Raw genomic sequence first — 18438 nt, 5'->3', positions numbered from 1 at the left:
GAAGCACGCTGTCTCCGGAGCTGGACACCCGCGCGTGAGCCATCCAGCACGCCCAGCGGGACGATCCTCTCGGCAGAGCGGCGCACGCGGCGCAAGCCGACCGATCATCGCCTAACGCATCTATGCCCCACGCTCTGGCACGCCTTTGGCTCCGGCTGACAAGCCTGGTCGCTACCGTATCCATTCGCCCAGGCGCACTCGCCTCGTGGCGGTTGCCACGGGCACGACAACAACAAGAAGAAGGAAGCCCTCATGAAAGCAACCCGTGCACATATCGCACGCCGCTCGGCAGCGTCGCGTCTACTGCTGGCCGCCCCTGCCTTGCTGGCGGCTGCGATTGCCGAGCCCGCGCTGGCCGCTAGTTGTAGCGAGCTGGCCGGAGCCCAGGTTCCAGCTGCCGCCATCGCCCTGCCAACCTCCGGTGCCGGGGTGATATCGGCAACCGCGGTACCCGCTGGCGGCACCGCACCGCAAGCCTTCGGCGCGCATTGCGATCTGAACGTCGAAATCGCCCCGGTCGACCCGAGCGCACCGACCATCAAGATGCGCATCGTTCTGCCGGAGCAGTGGAACAGCAAGGCGATGATGTATGGCGGTGGCGGTTACAACGGCACCGTCCCCAACGTCGCGGGCAACGTCCCGGCCGGCCCGGTCGATCAGCCGACGCCGCTGGGCCGTGGCTATGCGGTGTTTGCCAGCGATTCGGGACACGTCGCCAATCCAATCAATCCGGGCGACTTCGCGTGGAATGAAGAAGCGCTCGCCAACTACGCCCACGACGCGCTGAAGAAAACCCGCGACACGGCGATGTTCATTATCGAACAGCGTTATGGCCGCCAGCCCGCCCGCAGCTACTTTGCCGGCGGCTCGACTGGTGGGCGCGAAGCCTTGGCGGTAGTGCAGCAATGGCCGAAGGATTTCCAAGGTGCAATCGTGCTTTACCCTGCTTACAACGCGGCGGCGCTGGATTTGCAGTTCGGCCGCATCACCCGTGCATTGGCCGCGCCAGGTGCGTTCCCCAGCCTCGAAAAGCGTGCCGCGCTGCTTGAAGCGTCGATGCAGGCATGCGATGGGCTGGATGGCGTGCGCGACCGGGTGATCAGCAATCAGGCTGCCTGTAACGCCTGGTTCGACCCGGCCAAGGCCAAGCTCAATGGCCGTCCGCTGCGCTGTCGTGGCGGGGCCGATACCGGTGACAGCTGCCTATCGGATGCGCAAATCAATGCGCTCAAGGTGTTCAATACGCCGATCCGTTTCAGCCAACCGCTGGCCAGCGGCGAGCGCGGCTATCCTGGCTTCAACACCTGGGGCACGGACCTTGCCCGTCCCGGCACTGGCCTGCAGCTGGTGGTCAACCGGCTGGGCCTAAACACCTTGCAGCCGGATTACCCCATGCCGGTACACGGCACCGGTTTCGCCGAGGGCGCGCCCTACCACTCGGGTTTCTGGGATGAATGGGTGCGCTATTTCATTACGCGCAACCCGACGTTCAACTCGCTGACGTTGGACCCAACCAACCTCGGCCCCTGGCAGGCGCGCGTCGATGCGTTGTCGCTGCGTCAGGACGTTAACGAGACCGATCTGTCGGCCTTCGTCGCCAACGGCGGCAAGATGCTCATGGCCCATGGCACTTCGGATCAGCTGGTCAGTACCCGTGCCACGGCCGAGTACTACCAGCGTGTGCAGCGGGACATGGGCGTCGGCCAGACCAGGCGCTTCATGCGTTATTACGAGATCCCCGGCTATGCCCATGCGGCGAGCACGGTATTCAACGCTGCCTGGGACTCGCTGACGGCGCTGGAGAACTGGGTTGAACGCGGCATCGCACCCAAACGACAGATCGTCGCCGACACCGCCGCGGTGCCAGGCCGTACCCGCCCATTGTGTGAGTACCCAGCCTGGCCGAAATACGTAGGCAAGCGCGACGTGAATAAAGCGTCGAGCTTCGTCTGTGTGAAGAGCCAGAAAGGCCGGCACTGAAGGGGATTCGTGGGCTGGGCGTAGAGCATCGAACGATGCAAATGGTGGTTCGCGCGCCCATCCCACGAAACAGACGTGCAGCGTACCGGTGCTGCTGATGTATCGCGGCGCTGAAACCCGGCAGCGTTGCCACGATGGTCCAGTCCATCTGACATCGGAACCTTAAAGCCGCCTGCCCTCTTGAACATGTCCAACCTGACGGACATCCCGATCAGCATAGCCGCCGCCCACGTGCCTGCTGGCCTACCGGGCTGAAGGCTCTAGCGCGCGAGTTCCAGCTGCCTGCACGATTTCCACCACAGTCGGTGCCGGGATGGCACACCTTTCGCTCAGCAGCTCTGACGTCTCGTAATTTTGCAGACGCCAGTGCCGCCACAGAGCGCGCTTTCAAAACAACAAGAACTGAAAGGACTGCCCGCACATGCACGCCCATCAGGCCTCACTTCCATCTCCCTGACCCCAGCACGGCTTAGCCAGCTGCGGGAACAATTTCGCCCCCTGTTTTACCCGCAACACTACAACCGATAAAAATAAGAGGAAGCACCCATGCAACATGACTGCAAAACCATCCGGCATCTGCTTTGTGCAGGCGCTGCTCTGGGCATCGCCGGGCCAGCCAACGCGGCTTTCATTGATGACAGCAAGGCAGCCGTAGAGCTGCGCAACTTCTATATGAACCGCGATTTCCGCGGCAGCGAGTCGACCCAGGCCAAGGCTGAGGAATGGGCCCAGGGCTTTATCCTGAAAATAGAGTCCGGCTACACCGAAGGCCCGGTCGGCTTCGGCGTGGATGCTCTAGGCCTGCTCGGCGTAAAGCTTGATTCCAGCCAGGATCGCTCAGGTACCGGTATTTTGCAGAGGGATTCGTCCAGTCAGCCCCAGGACGATTACGGCACGGCAGGTCTGACCGCCAAAGCGAAGATGTCCAATACGACGCTCCACGTCGGTACTTTGCAGCCGATCATCCCGGTGGTGATGCGCAACGACAGCCGCCTGCTGCCCAATATCTACCGCGGCGCCTGGTTGCAGAGCAAGGAAGTCGAAGGCCTCACTCTTGATCTGGGTATGCTCGACCGCACCCGCTATCGCGACTCTTCGGATTACGAAGAGATGGTCGTGTTCAACAGCGGCGCGAGGAACATCGATCTGGCTAACACGACCAGTAGCGATGAATTCGTGTTCGCTGGCGGTCGCTACCAGTTCTCACCCGAGCTGACCGGCAGCTACTACTACGGCGGGCTGGACGGTATCTACGATCAGCACAATTTCAACGTCGTGCATGTACTGCCGATCGGTGACAACCAGAGCTTCAAGACCGATCTGCGTTATGTACGCTCCACCGACGATGGCGGTAGCAACGTCGACAACAATGCCTTCGGCGCGCTTTTCACCTACCGGATCGGTGGCCATGGCTTCACCGGTGGCTATCAGAAAATGAGTGGCGACACTGGCTTTGCCTACATCAGCGGCGGCGATAATTCACTGATTAACCTTTTGCAGATCAATGACTTCGGCAACGAAGACGAGAAGTCATGGCAAGTTCGGTATGACTATGACTTCGCCGCTATGGGCATCCCTGGCCTGAGCCTGATGACCCGTTACGTGACCGGCGACAACGTCAACGTTGTCGACCGCTCCGGTGAAGGCAAGGAATGGGAACGCGATACCGACATCGCTTACGTAGTTCAGAGCGGACCGTTGAAAAACCTCGGCCTGAAGGTGCGTAACGCTACCGTGCGCAGCAACTTCGGCAGCGATCTGGACGAAACCCGGCTGATCCTGAGCTACACCATGGCGCTGTGGTGACAACACAGCGCCACTGAGAGCTCACCTCCTCGTTGATTTTACCGGGCCTGTTGCGGCCCGGTTTTTTCGTTCAAATCAACCGCGAAGGAAATCCAGAACACGCCCGGTAAAGCGATCGCCCACTTCGACGTTGGATAAATGAGCAGCATCGAACTCGACCAGTTTCGCATCGGCGATGCGCTCCAGCATGAAGCGGCCATGCTCGGGAGTGGTCACCGGATCCTGGCTCCCACAGACAATCAATATCGGCACTCTGATCGTACCCAGCTGATCGCGGTAGTCAGCGTCGCGCACCGCCGCGCAATTGGCTGCATAGCCTTGCGGTGAAGTGGTCGCGATCATCTGGGTGATGCGGCTCGTCTGTGTGGGTTGTTGCTCAGCGAAGGTCGGCGTGAACCAGCGTGCAATAGAGGCATCGCGCATGTCGCGCATGGCCTGCTCGCCACCTTTCAACACTGTGTCGATGCGGTCGTTCCAGACCTCGTCGGTGCCGATTTTCGCGCCGGTGTTGCAGATCACCAATCGCGTCAGCCGCTGGCCGGCGTTGATGCCCAGCCACTGGCCAATCAGGCCGCCCATGGACAGCCCGCAGAAGGCGAAACGGTCGATTCCCAGCGCATCAACCAACCCCAGCACATCCTGGCCGAGCTGTTCGATGCTGTATGGGCCAGGTGAGACGGACGAACCACCATGACCGCGCGTGTCGTAACGCAGCACGCGGAAATGCTCGCTGAAGGCTGGCATCTGTGGGTCCCACATGGCCAGGTCAGTACCCAGCGAGTTGGAAAGCACCAGTACCGGCGCATCGACCGGGCCGTCGAGACGGTAATTCAGTTCGCCATCGGCGAGTTTTACGGTGGGCATGGGGAATCTCTCTAGGAAGTCGATCTAAAGGTAGTCGCAAGAGCGAAAAAGATAGGCTTGCGGCGTGCCGCGGCATGAGGAATCCATCAAAGACCGTGTATGCGGTGATGGGATAAGAACGGTGGGCTAAAGCCCACCCTACCGGAGCTTGATTAGCCGTAGGGTGGGCTTCAGCCCACCATCCTTCGCGTAAGAAGTCAGACCCGCTCGACAACCAACGCCAACCCCTGCCCCACGCCGACACACATGGTCGCCAGGCCGAGCTTGCCACCGGACTTTTCCAAGGCGTGTACGGTGGTCATGACCAGGCGCGCACCGCTCATGCCCAACGGATGACCCAGTGCGATCGCGCCGCCCTGCGGGTTGACCTTCGGGCTGTCGTCTTCCAGACCCAGATCACGTGTCACCGCCAACGCCTGAGCGGCGAAAGCCTCGTTCAGCTCGATCACGTCGAAGTCACTTACGGCCATATTCAACCGCTCGCACAGCTTGCGCACCGCCGGCACTGGGCCGTAACCCATCACACGCGGCGCGACGCCGGCGCTAGCCATGCCGAGCACTTTGGCGCGCGGCTTGAGGCCGTATTTCTGTACTGCTTCGGCGCTGGCGAGAATCAGCGCCGCCGCACCGTCGTTGACGCCCGACGCATTGCCGGCGGTGACGGTCTTGTCGGGGCCGTTGACCGGCTTGAGCTTGGCCAGCGCCTCGGCACTGGTGTCGGGGCGCGGATGTTCATCAGTGTCGACAACCGTGTCGCCCTTGCGGCCCTTGATCACCACCGGGACGATTTCTTCAGCGAAGAAGCCTGCGGCCTGTGCCTTGCCGGTGCGCTGCTGGCTGCGCAGGGCGAACGCATCCTGATCCTCGCGGCTGATCTTATGTTCCTCAGCCACGTTATCGGCGGTCTGCGGCATGGCATCGACGCCGTACATTTCCTTCATCTTTGGATTGACGAAGCGCCAGCCGATGGTGGTGTCCTCGATCTTCTGCGTGCGGCCAAACGCCGTGTCGGCCTTGCCCATCACGTAGGGCGCTCGGGTCATGGACTCGACGCCGCCAGCAATCGCCAGCTCCATTTCGCCGCAGGCGATGGCGCGGAAGGCACTGCCCACCGCATCCATGCCCGAGGCGCAAAGGCGGTTCAGGGTCACGCCCGGCACGGTTTCCGGCAACCCGGCCAACAGCGCGGCCATGCGCGCCACGTTGCGGTTGTCCTCGCCAGCCTGGTTGGCGCTGCCCATGAAAACTTCTTCGATGGCAACCGGATCGAGCTGCGGATTGCGTTCCAGCAGCGCTTTGATCGGGGTTGCGGCCAGATCGTCGGCACGCACCGCGGCCAACGCGCCGCCGAAGCGGCCGATAGGTGTGCGTACGGCGTCGCAGATAAAGACTTCGCGTGTCACTCGTCACCTCCAGATTGTCCATGGGCGGCAGCCGTGCGGGCCTCCAGGGCGCGCAGGGCAACCAGTTCAGTCTCGGTGGGCGGTGAAGTTTCGCCCAGGTTGTCGGCGAAACGGATGGCCCAGCCGGTGTTCTCGATCACCTGCTCGCGGGTCACGCCGGGGTGCAGCGAGGTCACCACGAATTCGTTGGACCCGGCTTCGGGCTCCATGATGCACAGATCGGTGATGATTCCGACCGGCCCGTTGCCCGGCAGGCCGAGTTGCTTGCGATGATCGCCGCCTTCACCGAAACCGACGGATGTAATGAACGCCAGCTTGTCGACAAAGGTGCGGTGCGATTGCTTGAGGATAATCAGCACCTGCTTGGCCGACCCGGCAATTTCCGGCGCCCCGCCCGCCCCTGGCAAGCGAACTTTCGGTTGGTGATAGTCGCCGATCACCGTGGTGTTGATGTTACCGAACTTATCCACCTGCGCCGCGCCGAGAAAACCGACGTCGATGCGCCCGCCCTGCAGCCAGTAGCGGAAGATCTCACCGGTGGGCACCACGGTGTCGGCGGTCTCGGCCAGCTCACCGTCACCGATGGACAGCGGCAATACCGAGGGCTTGGCGCCGATCGGGCCGGATTCGTAGATCAGCACGACGTCCGGCGCATGGGTCAAGCGCGCCAGATTGGCGGCCTTGGACGGTAGCCCAATGCCGACGAAACAGACGCTGCCATCGCCGAGGCGACGCGAAGCGGCCACGGTCATCATTTCATTAGTGCTGTAGTCATTGGCGTGAGCGCTCATCACTTGGCCTCCTGCTGCGCGGCCAGCTTGGCCTGAAACGCTGAATAGTCTTCGGTACCGTGGATGAACTCATCGATCCAAGCGTTGAAGGTGTCGCGGTCGCGGGCGATGGGGTCCCACTGCTGATAAAAGCGGTTGTCGCGCTCGTAGTAACCGTGCGCATAGGACGGATGGGCGCCACCCGGCACTAGACAGACAGCGGTCAGCGCCCAGGTCGGCAGCACGCAGGCGTTCATCGGAGCATTAAGGTCATCGACGATTTCCTCGACGGTGACGATGCAACGCTTGGCCGCCAACGCGGCTTCCTTCTGCACACCGAGGATGCCCTGGATCAGCACGTTGCCTTTGCGGTCGGCCTTTTGCGCATGGATCACGGTGACGTCCGGGCGCACGCTCGGCACCGCCGCGAGGGTTTCGCCGGTGAAGGGGCATTGGATGAACTTGATCATCGGATTGACCTTCGGCAGGTCGGAGCCGAGATAGGCACGCAGCACCGCGAACGGCAGCCCGGAAGCGCCGGCAACATAGGCGTTGGCGAGGTCTGCGTGGCTGTGCTCTTCGATCTCCAGCGGCTGCGGCCACTGCTTTTCTACCGCGTCGCGCAGGCGATGCAACGAGCCGACACCGGGGTTACCGCCCCAGGAGAAGATCAGCTTCTTCGCGCAACCGGCGCCGATCAGCAGGTCATAGACCAAGTCAGGGGTCATGCGCACCAGCGTCAGCTCTTTCTTGCGCTGACGAATGATTTCGTGAGCGGCGGCGGTGGGAATCAGATGGGTGAAGCCTTCAAGGGCGACGGTGTCGCCATTGCTGACGAAGCGATCAATTGCTTCGTGTAGTGAAAGGAGCTCGGCCATGGGTCAGTCTCGTGTTGGTATCGAATGCACGAACGAATCGGTGCTTACGACCCACACTAACCATGGTTTTGAGGCAGAACAATCCGATAATCGATTAACTGTTCGGTATTCGAACAGTGATTAATTGGCTCACTCCTTCGGATCGCCGGATTACGCCTTCGGCTAATTCGACCTACGATGGACGTTCATTCCAGCGATCATCCAGCCCAATCGGCTGGGTAAAAAACCGTCCTCGCTGCGGTGGGCTGAAGCGTTGTAGGGTGGGCTTCAGCCCACCGGTGACAGCACGCTTCATCGACCCGGCATACGGCGTCGACGTCAGTGAAACAGCCGCGTGCTCAGCTCCCGGCTCGCCTCTCGCTGCGGTGGGCTGAAGCGGAGCGCCGCCCGGCCCACCCTACGGTTCTACTCCGTGCAGCGTTGTAGGGTGGGCTTCAGCCCACCGGTGACGGCAGCTGGACCAGAGTTGCAGGTCGGGTCACGCTTCATCGACCCGCATGCCGAGCCGATGTCAATGAAACAGCCGCGTGCTCAACTCCTTGCTTGCCTCCAGCAGCACCGGCAGAAAGCGCGTTTCCAGTTCTTGCCGGGTCACCCGACCGGCATGCGTGCCGACGTTCAGCGCGGCGAGTACCTGGCCGGCAGAATCCTTCAGCGGTACCGCGAGCGAGCGCAGCCCGACTTCCAGTTCCTGATCGATGATCACCCAACCCTGCTGCCTAATCTCGGCAATCGAAGCACGGATAGCTTCGGGCGTGTGCAGGGTGCGACTGGTCTTGATCTGCAACTCGGCGTGGTCGAGGTAATCATCCAGCGCCGCATCATCCAGCGCCGCCAGCAATATCCGACCCATCGACGTGCAATAGGCCGGCAATCGACTGCCTACACTCAGATCGACCGAAATCAATCGCTGCGGCGTCGCCGAGCGGGCCACATAAAGCACCTCGTCACCTTCCAGTGTGGCCATCGAGCAGGCCTCATGCAGCTGATCGCTGAGGCGGTCGAGAATCGGTTGCGCGGTCACGGCCAGCGGTGTGGACGACAGATAGGCGTGGCCCAGCGTCAGCACCTTGGGCAATAGCGAATAGGTGCGACCGTCGGTGGTGGCATAGCCGAGCTTGATCAGTGTGTGCAGGCAGCGACGCACCGCCGCGCGGGGAATCTCGGTGCGATGGCTGATTTGCGCGATGGTCAGATGACGCTTGCGCTCTTGAAACGCATGCACCACCGCCAGCCCACGGGCTAGCGAAGTCATGAAGTTCGGATCGCCTGTGAAGGCTTCAATGCGCTTGGCCGGCGAAGCAATGATTGCCGGCGCCATCGGCGTAGTTCGGGAATGGGATTCGTCGTTCATGGCAGACAGCCTTGTCGGGGAGCGTTGTTCGATTATCGTCCCGATGGTCGATAATCGCAAAGCCCACCGTCAAGACGTTCTGCAGAGCGCAGTCCGGCGATTGGACGCAGCTACGCCGAGGATTTTTTTGGGGGAACGGAAAGCAACAAACGGGACGTCCAGCCGGAGTCCACGTTGATCGCTGAGGCCACCCAGGTCGGGGGCTAGCCGTCAGGACTGGCTCATCACGAGGGCAATGCTCTGCGCCAGGTCATCCTGAGTGAACGGCTTGCCGAGCCTGGGCAGTTCGCCTGCCAGCCCGATTGGCTGGTCGGCATAACCAGTGACAAGAATCACCGGCAGGTCTGGATACCGCTGCCTGACGACTTCGGCGAGTTGCGTGCCGGTCATTTGAGGCATGGACTGATCAGTCAACACCAGCTGAACCCTGTTCTGCGCGAGAATTTCCAACGCCTTCTTTGCTGACTCCGCCTCGTACACATGGCAGCCAAGCTCCTCAAGCATCGCGCCGGTCGTCATCAACACAAGGGGGTCGTCATCCACCGCCAGTACACTGAGCCCCACAGGACAATGCGACTCAGACGCCTGTGACTGTTCAGCTTCAACCGGCGTGCCTTCACCTGTGGCAAGCGGCAGCCACAACTCAGCGGTAGTCCCGCGCCCCTTCTCGCTTTTGAGCACCAAACCGCCACCCGACTGCGCGGCAAGGCCATGAACCATCGAGAGTCCCAGCCCCGTGCCTTTGCCGACCCCTTTGGTGGTGAAGAACGGCTCCGTTGCACGTTCGAGCGTAATCTCGTCCATACCTTCGCCCTCATCCGCCAAGGCCAGGCACAGATAGTTTCCGGGTTCCAGCGCCCCCTCCTTCGAGTCGAGCCGGTGCTCACGAGCCGAAATGGTGACGGTGCCGCCCTCCGGCATCGCGTCTCGGGCGTTCACCGCCAGGTTGAGAAGCGCCAGTTCCATCTGGTTGGCGTCCGCCAGGACGGGTTGGAGCGAGAGGGGAAAACGGGTTTCGATTTGAATCCGAGGGCCGAGCGACTGCTGAAGCAGGTCGGCCATATCACGCACCAGAGCGGGTACATCGATCAGCTCGAGATTGAGATCCTGGCGTCGCGCAAAGGCCAGCATGCGCTGGGATAGAGATATGCCGCGCTGAGCGCCGCGAATGGCGTTGTCCAGCAACGGGATGATTTTCGGGTCATCAGGCAATCGCCGGCGCACGATCTCCAACCCTCCCAGCACGGCCATGAGGAGATTGTTGAAGTCGTGGGCGATGCCACCGGTCAGTCTGCCCAGGGACTCCATCTTCTGTGACTGGAACAACGCTTCCCGTGCCGTTTCCAGCTCGCGCTGGGCCTCCACGGTTTCGGTGATATCGCGAGTAATCTTGGCGAAACCTATTAGGTTGCCCGTCTCACTGCGGATAGGATCGACGACCACACTGGCCCAGAAGTGCGAACCGTCCTTGCGCACACGCAAGCCCTGACTTTCGAACCGCCCTTCACGCAATGCAGTATCGAGACCGCGCTGCGGGGCGCCATTCTCCCGGTCTGCGGGGGTAAAAAAGGTCGAATAGTGCTGCCCGATAATCTCGTCGGGCAGATACCCTTTGATGCGTTGGGCGCCCATGTTCCAGTTGGTCACCCGCCCTGTCGGGTCAAGCATGTAGATGGCGTAATCAGTGACGCCCTGCACCAGCAAGCGAAACTGCTGTTCGCTCTGTTTCAGCGATTCCTCAACCAGCTTGCGCTCGGTCAGGTCGCGAGTGACCTTGGCGAAGCCGAGCAGATCGCCAGTGGGTGACCAGATAGGATCAATCACTACGTGACACCAAAAGCGCGTGCCATCTTTGCGCACACGCCAGCCCTCTCCTTCGAAGCGACCCTCGGTTGCTGCAATGGACAGCGCACGCTGGGGCAGTCCTGCGGCACGGTCTTCGTCGGTATAAAAACGAGAGAAGTGCTGCCCGATGATTTCAGCTTCTTCGTATCCCTTGAAGCGCCGCGCACCGGCATTCCAGCTTGCAATTCTGCCATCGACGTTAAGCATATAAATGGCGTAATCGGTCACTGCATCAATCAACAGCCGATAACGCTCTTGCGCCGTAATCGACATATCCGAAGATGCCGTGTTCTGCATTGAAATACCTAAATCCGAGCGATTTAGTCAGGATTATGACCGGTGCAGCGAAGAAATGAAATGCACAGCAACCGTGACGCGACAAACAGTGCGGTATAGAACGATGCGGGAGCTATCACAGATCATGCTGGTCGGTTTTTTCCTCGATGATCTTTAATGTAGCCAGATTTCAAAGGCTTGCTAGAGCCGCTCGAAGCCAGGCAGAAACGGTACGCGTTGCTCGAGAAGCTCCAGCAGTAACGTGCCCGGCCAGGCTGGTGCGAAGCCGCCCCCGGCGCCGAATAGCAGAACTTCGCGAATCGCCATTGAGCTGTTCATTCTATGGCGGCCTTTCGGCGTGATCCTGATGGTCGTCCCGGCATTGTGCGTCAGTACCAGGAAGCACCGGCGGCCAGCCAGGCGAAACGGAGATACGGCAGCGCGAGAGCGTCGGCAGGCTGTTGTATCTGAGGTGCCGCAGCGAGAAGGCTGGGCGCCGCTACCAAATATCTTGGCGAGGTTACGACCCAACGACCATACATATAGAGAGATGCTGAAAGGACGGCGCTAGTATGCTTGCGCAAAATATCGGACGGCAGCTCACCGAAAGCGCTCTTGTAGGTTTCCGAGAAGCGCCCGAGGTGTAGAAAACCAAAATCCATGGCGATCTCGGCCGGCACAGGTCGAGCTTGCCGAATTTGCAACCTGTAGTCACGGCAGATCGCATGCATGACCAGCATCAGCCCGTCCGGTAACCGCACGCTTTTGTCTCCAACCGACCAGCGGAACACCCGGCGCGCCGGGCGGTTCGGCGAATCAGCCCGCTGCGCCGGGATAACCCGTCGATGCACGCAATGTATCGGCGATGGCCTGGGCCGCGACCGAGAGCTCGTGACCGGGCTTGGTCAGGATACCCACCGGTTTTTCGATTACCGGGTCGCTTAGCGCAACACAACGGGCGCCAAGTTCGAGCATCTGCTCGCGGCACAATGCGGGAACCGCGCTGACGCCCAGCCCGCAGGCGACCATGCGCCCGACCGTTACCAACTGATGGCTTTCGAACTGCGCCGGCAGGCTGCGTCCGCGTTGGCGTAGGTGGTCTTCGAGCATGAAACGCACATTCGAAGGCCGCTGCAAGGCAATGAAGGGCTGCTCCAGCAGCTGTTGCCAGGCGATTTCGCTATGGTCGGCCAACGGCGAATCGGCAGGCACCACTGCCACGAATCGGTCGATATAGAGCGGGGTGAAAGTCAGCGGTGTGGTCGATTCGGGCTCGAAGGCAATGCCCAGTTCCACTTGCCGATCGCGGACCATATCCATCACTTGTTCATTTATCACGTCGTGCACCGTGACGCTGATCGACGGGTATTGCTGGCGAAACGTTCGCAGGACCGAGGGCAACAGATTGCCAGCGAACGACGGCATCGACGCCAGCGCGACTCGCCCCTGCTTCAAGGTGAAGCGCTGGCGCAGCTCGTCCTCGGCGTTTTCCCAATCGGCGAGTAAGCGTCGCGCCAGCGGCAGTAGCGCCTCGCCTTCCGGCGTCAGGCTCACGGCACGGGTGGTGCGACTGAACAGACGTCCGCCGAGTCCATCTTCCAGCGCCTTGATAGTCAGGCTCAGCGCCGACTGGGAGAGATGCAAGCGCTCGCACGCCTGGGCGAAGCTCAGGGTGTGCGCAACCGCGAGAAAGGCCCGTAGTTGTTTGACGGTCATTGAATTCGATCCGGTTGGAGGCATGACAAGCAGCGTTGTCAGCGCTTTGTTTCGTTTAGCCAATTAATAACGCTTAAAAATCAACTTAACAAATTACTTTTCACCGGGAACACTCGAGCGCAACGATTCATGCGTCTCCAACAACAAGAAGGAATGGTTTATGGCTGGTTTCGACAAGCGCGTCAGCACCTATGCCGAAGCCCTCGACGGGCTACAGGACGGCATGACCGTACTGGCTGGCGGTTTCGGTCTATGCGGCATCCCGGAAAATCTCATTGCCGAGATCAAGCGCAAGGGCACCCGCGACCTGACGGTGGTCTCCAACAACTGTGGCGTCGACGGCTTCGGTCTCGGCGTACTGCTGGAAGACCGGCAGATCAGCAAGATGATCGCCTCCTACGTGGGTGAGAACGCCCTGTTCGAAAAGCAGCTGCTCAATGGCGAGCTGGAAGTCGAGCTGACGCCCCAGGGCACGCTGGCCGAGAAGATGCGCGCTGGCGGCGCCGGCATTCCCGCGTTCTACACAGCGACCGGCTACGGCACGCCCATCGCCGAAGGCAAAGACGTGCGCGAATTCAACGGTCGCCCGCACATTCTCGAACACGCCATCATCGGCGACTTCGCCATCGTCAAGGGTTGGAAGGCTGACCGCTACGGCAACGTCATCTACCGCCACACCGCGCAAAACTTCAATCCGCTGGCCGCAGCCGCTGGGAAGATCACCGTGGTCGAGGTCGAAGAAATCGTTGAACCCGGCGAGATCGACCCCACCCAGATCCACACGCCCGGCATCTACGTCGACCGCATCATCTGCGGCACCTTCGAGAAGCGCATCGAAAAGCGCACCGTCCGCAGCTGACTACAAATAAGAAGAGGTCAAGACCATGGCTTTAACCCGCGAACAGATGGCCCAGCGCGTCGCCCGCGAATTGCAGGACGGCTACTACGTGAACCTTGGCATCGGCATTCCGACGCTGGTCGCCAACTACGTGCCCGAGGGCATGGAAGTGATGCTCCAATCGGAAAACGGCCTGCTCGGCATGGGTGCATTCCCCACCGAGCAAGAGCTTGACGCCGACATGATCAACGCCGGCAAGCAGACCGTCACCGCGCGCGTCGGCGCCTCCATTTTCAACTCCGCCGAATCCTTCGCGATGATTCGCGGCGGCCACATCGACCTCACCGTACTCGGCGCGTTCGAGGTCGACGTACAGGGCAACATTGCCTCCTGGATGATTCCCGGCAAGCTGGTCAAGGGCATGGGCGGCGCAATGGACCTGGTCGCTGGCGCCGAGAACATCATCGTGCTGATGACCCATGCGTCGAAGGACGGCGAGTCCAAGTTGCTGTCCAAATGCACGCTGCCGCTCACCGGTGCGGGATGCATCAAGCGCGTGCTGACCGATCTGGCCTATCTGGAAATCGAGAACGGCGCCTTCGTCCTCAAGGAGCGCGCGCCGGGCGTAAGCGTCGAGGAAATCGTCGCCAAGACCGCTGGTGAACTGGTGGTACCGGATCATGTACCGGAAATGCAGTTCGGTTGATCCCGAGTCGTTTCGGAGCCTCGTGATGCGCTTGTCGCACGCGGGGCTTTTCCCGTTTTGAATCCAGGAGATTCGCCATGCAAGAAGTCGTAATCGTTGCCGCTACCCGTACCGCCATTGGCGCCTTCCAGGGCGCACTGGCCAATATCGCCGCGCCGGACCTGGGCGCCGCCGTGATCAAGCGCCTGCTCGAACAGACCGGGCTGAATCCCGCCGAGGTCGATGAAGTCATCCTCGGACAGGTACTGACCGCCGGCGCCGGTCAGAATCCGGCGCGCCAGGCCTCGGTCAAGGCCGGCCTGCCGCACGAAGTGCCCTCCTTTACGCTGAACAAGGTTTGCGGTTCCGGTCTCAAGGCACTGCACCTAGCGACCCAGGCCATCCGTTGCGGCGATGCCGAAGTCATCATCGCTGGCGGCCAGGAAAACATGAGCCTGGCGCCTTACGTATTGCCGAAGGCTCGTACAGGCCTGCGCATGGGCCACGCCGAGCTGGTCGATTCGATGATCAGCGACGGCCTGTGGGATGCCTTCAACGACTTCCATATGGGCATCACCGCCGAGAATCTGGTGGACAAGTACGGCATCAGCCGCGAGGCGCAGGATGCCTTCGCCGCTTCATCGCAGCAGAAAGCCGTCGCCGCTATCGAGGGTGGACGCTTCACGGACGAAATCACCCCGATCGAGATTCCCCAGCGCAAGGGCGAACCGTTGCGCTTCGATACCGACGAGCAACCACGTGCCGGCACTACCGCCGAGTCGCTGGCCAAACTCAAGCCCGCCTTCAAAAAGGATGGCTCGGTCACCGCCGGCAACGCCTCCAGCCTCAACGACGGCGCCGCGGCGGTGCTGCTGATGAGCGCGGATAAGGCGAACGCACTCGGCCTGCCAGTACTGGCTCGGATCAAGGCTTACGCCAATGCCGGCGTGGACCCCGCGATCATGGGCATCGCGCCGGTTTCGGCGACCCGTCGTTGCCTGGACAAGGCCGGCTGGTCACTGGACGAGCTTGATCTGATCGAAGCCAACGAAGCCTTCGCCGCTCAGGCGCTCTCGGTCGGCCAGGAACTGGGCTGGGACGCGAGCAAGGTCAACGTCAATGGCGGCGCCATCGCCCTCGGACACCCTATCGGCGCCTCGGGCTGCCGAATCCTGGTCACGCTGTTGCATGAAATGATTCGCCGCGACGCGAAGAAGGGGCTCGCCACGCTGTGCATCGGTGGGGGTCAGGGTGTTGCGTTGGCGATCGAACGCAACTGAACGACTCTCGCCAGATCACAGGGAGCATTCCACACGCTACTTCTGAAAACCGCCTGAAATACATCGATGAAGTAACGGCGCGCGCCACGCACGCGCGCCGCTCATAACAAAGAAAACAACACAGGATCACAACCATGCTTGGCTCCATTACCGCTCTGAGCGTAAAGCTCGTACAGCGATACCTACCCTCACCCTTCGTTTTCGCCATTATCCTCAGCCTCATCGTGCTGGCGGCCAGCATGCTCGTCACCGGCCAGGGTGTCCCTGCGATGGCGAAGCACTGGGGCACGGGCTTCTGGACGCTGCTGACATTCGCCATGCAGATGGCGCTGATTCTCGTCACCGGCCACGCGCTGGCCAGCGCACCAACGATTCACCGCGCACTCGCGAGCCTAGCCCCCATCGCACGCACCCCAGGCCGCGCCATCGTGCTGGTCACGTTGGTGGGGCTGGCCGGCTCCTGGATCAACTGGGGCTTCGGCCTGGTAATCGGCGCAGTGTTCGCCCGCGCGCTGGCCCGTGAGGTCAAAGGCGTCGACTATCCGCTGCTGGTAGCGGCGGCGTATTCCGGCTTTCTCATCTGGCATGGCGGCCTGTCCGGCTCGGTTCCGCTGTCATTGGCCACTGGCGGCGCGGATCTGGAGCGCATGACCGGTGGGGTGATCACCAGTGCCATCGGCGTCGGCGACACACTGTTCACCACGCTCAACCTGACCATCATCGCGCTGCTGGTCATCGGTCTGCCCCTCCTCAACTGGGCCATGCACCCCAAGCAGCCGAAAGTCGCCGATCCCGCGCTGCTGCTAGAGCCGGAACATCAGCCGCTGCCGCGCGAGACGCTGGCCCAGCGCATGGACGACAGCCGCATTCTCAACCTGATCATCGTCGCACTGGGCGCGGTGTATTTCGTCTACTACTTCGCCGAGAACGGCTTCGCCCTGACGCTCAATATCGTCATCGGCCTGTTCCTGTTCATCGGCCTGCTGTTGCACGGTTCGCCGGAACGCTACATGCGTGCGGTGCAGGATGGCATCGGCGGGATCAGCGGCATCGTCATCCAGTTCCCGTTCTACGCAGGGATCATGGGCATGATGGTCGGTGCCAACGCCGACGGCCTGTCGCTAGGCAAGCAGATCACCGAGTCGTTCATCGCCGCATCATCGGCCGATACGTTCCCGATGCTGGCCTTCCTTAGCGCCGGTCTGGTTAACGTTTTCGTACCGTCCGGTGGCGGCCAATGGGCGGTTCAAGGTCCCGTCATGCTGCCCGCAGGCCAGGCACTCGGCGTGAGCCCGGCGGTCACGGCGATGGCGATCGCCTGGGGCGATGCCTGGACCAATATGATCCAGCCGTTCTGGGCGCTGCCGATTCTCGGCATCGTCGGCCTCGGCGCGCGCGACATCATGGGTTATTGCCTGTTAATCCTGGTGTACTCAGGCCTGGTCATTTCTGGCTGCTTCTATTTCCTCGGCTGAATCGCTACCGATCGGCGACGGGATGCGAACGACTCAGGCGCATCCCGTCCCCGCTGCTCGAACAGCCCGTCACGTTCGGCAAACAGCCGCTCGGCCGCCTGCTTGAGCGGGGCGCGCAGTTCAGCCGAACGATTTGTTGATCGGTAAAGCGTACTGAGCCATCGGGGCTCAGGCCGCTGCGGCGCTGTCGAGGATACGTCGAGCGCGAAGAATCACCGGCAAGTCGATGAGCTTGCCGTTCAGGCTGATGGCACCGACGCCTTCGTGCGCCTCGACAATAGCCATGACCTCGCTCGCCCAGGTCACCTCCTCCGCCGCCGGTAGAAGGCCCTGGTTTATCGGCTGGACCTGACGCGGGTGCACGCAGAGCTTGCCGCCAAACCCCATGCGTCGCGCATCGAGCACATCGGCCTCGAGCCTTGAGAGATCATCGAGTTGCACGGTCACGCCATCGACCGGCGCGGCGATACGCGCCATCGCCGAGGCGAGGACCAGCCGCGAGCGGGCATACAGCAGCTCGTGTGCGTCACCAACGATGCCGGTGTCCACCTGGAAATCCACCGAGCCGAACGCCAATCGCTCCACCTTCGGCGCCGCCGCTAGCTCGCCCGCATTCCAGATGCCGCGAGCGGTCTCGACGATCGGCAGTATGCGCAGCGGCTCGGGAAGGCGCTCGGCAAGCCGGCTTAGCTGTTCGGCGGTTTCCGCCTTGGGCAACGACACACCGAGCAAACCCGGCGTGTTGAGCAGGCTGCAATCGTCTTCATACCAGGCCGTGTCGGTGCCATTCAGGCGCACCCAGCCGCGGCCACCTTGGGTCAGCCATTCGCGAATGGCCTCACGTGCTTCGTCCTTGCGCTCGGGCGTGACGGCATCCTCGAGATCGAGGATCACCACGTCGGCGCCGCTGGCGCAGGCTTTGTCGAAGCGCTCGGGGCGATCGCCGGGAACGAACAGATAGGACCGTGCGGACATGTTTCCTCCGTGGGACGACTCGGGCTCAGACCGAGCCGGTAGCAGGTGACGGGCGCCGGGCGAAGTGCCCGAGCAGCAGGCCGATGGCCAGCAGCAACGCACCGAAGGTGGCGTAGCCGCTGGCCATCGAACCACTCGCCTCGGCGATCAGGGCGAACAATGGTGGGCCGGCGACCACGCCGAAATAGGTGAAGAACAGCGTGCCGCCCGTGTACAGGCCCGCCGTGCCCGGCGGCGCCAGGCGCGCGACTTCGGACAGGTAAACGCCGTTCCAGCCGATCGCCGTGGCGCCG

General features: G+C 61.8%; 15 protein-coding genes and 2 pseudogenes. 6 read left to right on the top strand and 11 right to left on the bottom strand.

The features are described 5' to 3' along the window. Positions 1 to 252 precede the first annotated feature (252 nt). Together NAV33_RS00085 and NAV33_RS00080 are read left to right on the top strand one after the other, a co-directional pair. On the top strand, positions 253 to 1980 hold the full coding sequence (locus NAV33_RS00085) for a tannase/feruloyl esterase family alpha/beta hydrolase (protein ID WP_255975638.1): 1728 nt from the start codon (positions 253 to 255) through the stop codon (positions 1978 to 1980). A gap of 546 nt (positions 1981 to 2526) precedes the next feature. Further along, positions 2527 to 3786 (top strand): OprD family porin, encoded by a 1260-nt coding sequence (locus NAV33_RS00080; RefSeq protein ID WP_255975636.1) that lies wholly within the window; start codon positions 2527 to 2529, stop codon positions 3784 to 3786. Between the two features lie 75 nt (positions 3787 to 3861). Here the strand turns inward: NAV33_RS00080 and pcaD are convergent, their stop codons facing one another. The 9 genes and pseudogenes from pcaD to NAV33_RS00035 all read right to left on the bottom strand — a co-directional run bounded on the left by pcaD (position 3862) and on the right by NAV33_RS00035 (position 12892). Further along, positions 3862 to 4650 (bottom strand): 3-oxoadipate enol-lactonase, encoded by a 789-nt coding sequence (gene pcaD, locus NAV33_RS00075; protein ID WP_255975635.1) that lies wholly within the window; start codon positions 4648 to 4650, stop codon positions 3862 to 3864. A gap of 197 nt (positions 4651 to 4847) precedes the next feature. After that, positions 4848 to 6053 (bottom strand): 3-oxoadipyl-CoA thiolase, encoded by a 1206-nt coding sequence (gene pcaF, locus NAV33_RS00070; protein ID WP_255975633.1) that lies wholly within the window; start codon positions 6051 to 6053, stop codon positions 4848 to 4850. Beyond that, positions 6050 to 6844, bottom strand: coding sequence for a CoA-transferase subunit beta (locus tag NAV33_RS00065; RefSeq protein ID WP_255975631.1), 795 nt, complete (start codon positions 6842 to 6844; stop codon positions 6050 to 6052). The genes pcaF and NAV33_RS00065 overlap by 4 nt, the downstream gene beginning before the upstream one ends. Next, on the bottom strand, positions 6844 to 7701 hold the full coding sequence (locus NAV33_RS00060) for a CoA transferase subunit A (protein ID WP_255975629.1): 858 nt from the start codon (positions 7699 to 7701) through the stop codon (positions 6844 to 6846). The genes NAV33_RS00065 and NAV33_RS00060 overlap by 1 nt, the downstream gene beginning before the upstream one ends. Before the next feature lie 511 nt (positions 7702 to 8212). Continuing rightward, a complete protein-coding gene (locus tag NAV33_RS00055; RefSeq protein WP_272887172.1) occupies positions 8213 to 9055 on the bottom strand; it encodes an IclR family transcriptional regulator domain-containing protein in 843 nt (280 codons plus the stop codon). A 210-nt stretch (positions 9056 to 9265) separates the two neighbouring features. Then, positions 9266 to 11197, bottom strand: a complete 1932-nt coding sequence (locus NAV33_RS00050; RefSeq protein WP_255975627.1) for a hybrid sensor histidine kinase/response regulator — start codon at positions 11195 to 11197, stop codon at positions 9266 to 9268. 180 nt (positions 11198 to 11377) lie between these two features. Beyond that, positions 11378 to 11515: a hypothetical protein gene (locus NAV33_RS00045; protein ID WP_255975625.1), complete on the bottom strand. Its 138-nt coding sequence runs from the start codon at positions 11513 to 11515 to the stop codon at positions 11378 to 11380. Between the two features lie 236 nt (positions 11516 to 11751). Continuing rightward, positions 11752 to 11847, bottom strand: a pseudogene (locus NAV33_RS00040) (AraC family transcriptional regulator); the annotation flags it as partial. 145 nt (positions 11848 to 11992) lie between these two features. After that, the gene (locus tag NAV33_RS00035) at positions 11993 to 12892 is read right to left on the bottom strand and encodes a LysR family transcriptional regulator (protein ID WP_255975623.1); all 900 of its coding nucleotides are present in this window, start codon (positions 12890 to 12892) and stop codon (positions 11993 to 11995) included. A 160-nt stretch (positions 12893 to 13052) separates the two neighbouring features. Here NAV33_RS00035 and NAV33_RS00030 point away from each other — a divergent pair, with 160 nt between their 5' ends. From NAV33_RS00030 to NAV33_RS00015, 4 genes are all read left to right on the top strand, one after another. Continuing rightward, complete coding sequence (locus NAV33_RS00030; protein WP_255975621.1) at positions 13053 to 13751, top strand: CoA transferase subunit A; 699 nt, start codon at positions 13053 to 13055, stop codon at positions 13749 to 13751. Positions 13752 to 13776: 25 nt separating this feature from the next. Beyond that, the gene (locus NAV33_RS00025) at positions 13777 to 14436 is read left to right on the top strand and encodes a CoA transferase subunit B (protein ID WP_255975619.1); all 660 of its coding nucleotides are present in this window, start codon (positions 13777 to 13779) and stop codon (positions 14434 to 14436) included. Positions 14437 to 14513: 77 nt separating this feature from the next. After that, positions 14514 to 15695, top strand: coding sequence for an acetyl-CoA C-acetyltransferase (locus tag NAV33_RS00020; protein WP_255975617.1), 1182 nt, complete (start codon positions 14514 to 14516; stop codon positions 15693 to 15695). Between the two features lie 134 nt (positions 15696 to 15829). Then, positions 15830 to 17170 carry a short-chain fatty acid transporter gene (locus NAV33_RS00015; protein WP_255975615.1) on the top strand — a complete coding sequence of 447 codons (1341 nt, stop codon included), beginning with the start codon at positions 15830 to 15832 and terminating at the stop codon, positions 17168 to 17170. Positions 17171 to 17338: 168 nt separating this feature from the next. Here NAV33_RS00015 and NAV33_RS00010 read toward each other — a convergent pair whose 3' ends face one another. Together NAV33_RS00010 and NAV33_RS00005 are read right to left on the bottom strand one after the other, a co-directional pair. Beyond that, positions 17339 to 18145: an HpcH/HpaI aldolase/citrate lyase family protein gene (locus tag NAV33_RS00010; protein ID WP_255975613.1), complete on the bottom strand. Its 807-nt coding sequence runs from the start codon at positions 18143 to 18145 to the stop codon at positions 17339 to 17341. Positions 18146 to 18170: 25 nt separating this feature from the next. Then, positions 18171 to 18438, bottom strand: a pseudogene (locus NAV33_RS00005) (hypothetical protein); the annotation flags it as partial.

The sequence above is a fragment of the Stutzerimonas stutzeri genome, assembly GCF_024448715.1.
In the GTDB taxonomy this organism is placed as follows: Bacteria; Pseudomonadota; Gammaproteobacteria; order Pseudomonadales; family Pseudomonadaceae; genus Stutzerimonas; species Stutzerimonas stutzeri_AR.
Note: the sequence above shows the minus strand (reverse complement) of the source record. Positions and strands in the feature narration are given on the sequence as shown.

Bases quoted from the DNA above. Each gene is read 5' to 3' on its own strand.
- NAV33_RS00045 (WP_255975625.1), bottom strand. From the start codon at position 11,515: ATGAACAGCTCAATGGCGATTCGCGAAGTTCTGCTATTCGGCGCCGGG.
- NAV33_RS00020 (WP_255975617.1), top strand. From the start codon at position 14,514: ATGCAAGAAGTCGTAATCGTTGCCGCTACCCGTACCGCCATTGGCGCC.
- pcaD (WP_255975635.1), bottom strand. From the start codon at position 4,650: ATGCCCACCGTAAAACTCGCCGATGGCGAACTGAATTACCGTCTCGAC.
- NAV33_RS00035 (WP_255975623.1), bottom strand. From the start codon at position 12,892: ATGACCGTCAAACAACTACGGGCCTTTCTCGCGGTTGCGCACACCCTG.
- NAV33_RS00085 (WP_255975638.1), top strand. From the start codon at position 253: ATGAAAGCAACCCGTGCACATATCGCACGCCGCTCGGCAGCGTCGCGT.
- NAV33_RS00080 (WP_255975636.1), top strand. From the start codon at position 2,527: ATGCAACATGACTGCAAAACCATCCGGCATCTGCTTTGTGCAGGCGCT.
- NAV33_RS00025 (WP_255975619.1), top strand. From the start codon at position 13,777: ATGGCTTTAACCCGCGAACAGATGGCCCAGCGCGTCGCCCGCGAATTG.
- NAV33_RS00010 (WP_255975613.1), bottom strand. From the start codon at position 18,145: ATGTCCGCACGGTCCTATCTGTTCGTTCCCGGCGATCGCCCCGAGCGC.
- NAV33_RS00030 (WP_255975621.1), top strand. From the start codon at position 13,053: ATGGCTGGTTTCGACAAGCGCGTCAGCACCTATGCCGAAGCCCTCGAC.
- NAV33_RS00055 (WP_272887172.1), bottom strand. From the start codon at position 9,055: ATGAACGACGAATCCCATTCCCGAACTACGCCGATGGCGCCGGCAATC.
- NAV33_RS00060 (WP_255975629.1), bottom strand. From the start codon at position 7,701: ATGGCCGAGCTCCTTTCACTACACGAAGCAATTGATCGCTTCGTCAGC.
- NAV33_RS00015 (WP_255975615.1), top strand. From the start codon at position 15,830: ATGCTTGGCTCCATTACCGCTCTGAGCGTAAAGCTCGTACAGCGATAC.
- NAV33_RS00050 (WP_255975627.1), bottom strand. From the start codon at position 11,197: ATGCAGAACACGGCATCTTCGGATATGTCGATTACGGCGCAAGAGCGT.
- NAV33_RS00065 (WP_255975631.1), bottom strand. From the start codon at position 6,844: ATGAGCGCTCACGCCAATGACTACAGCACTAATGAAATGATGACCGTG.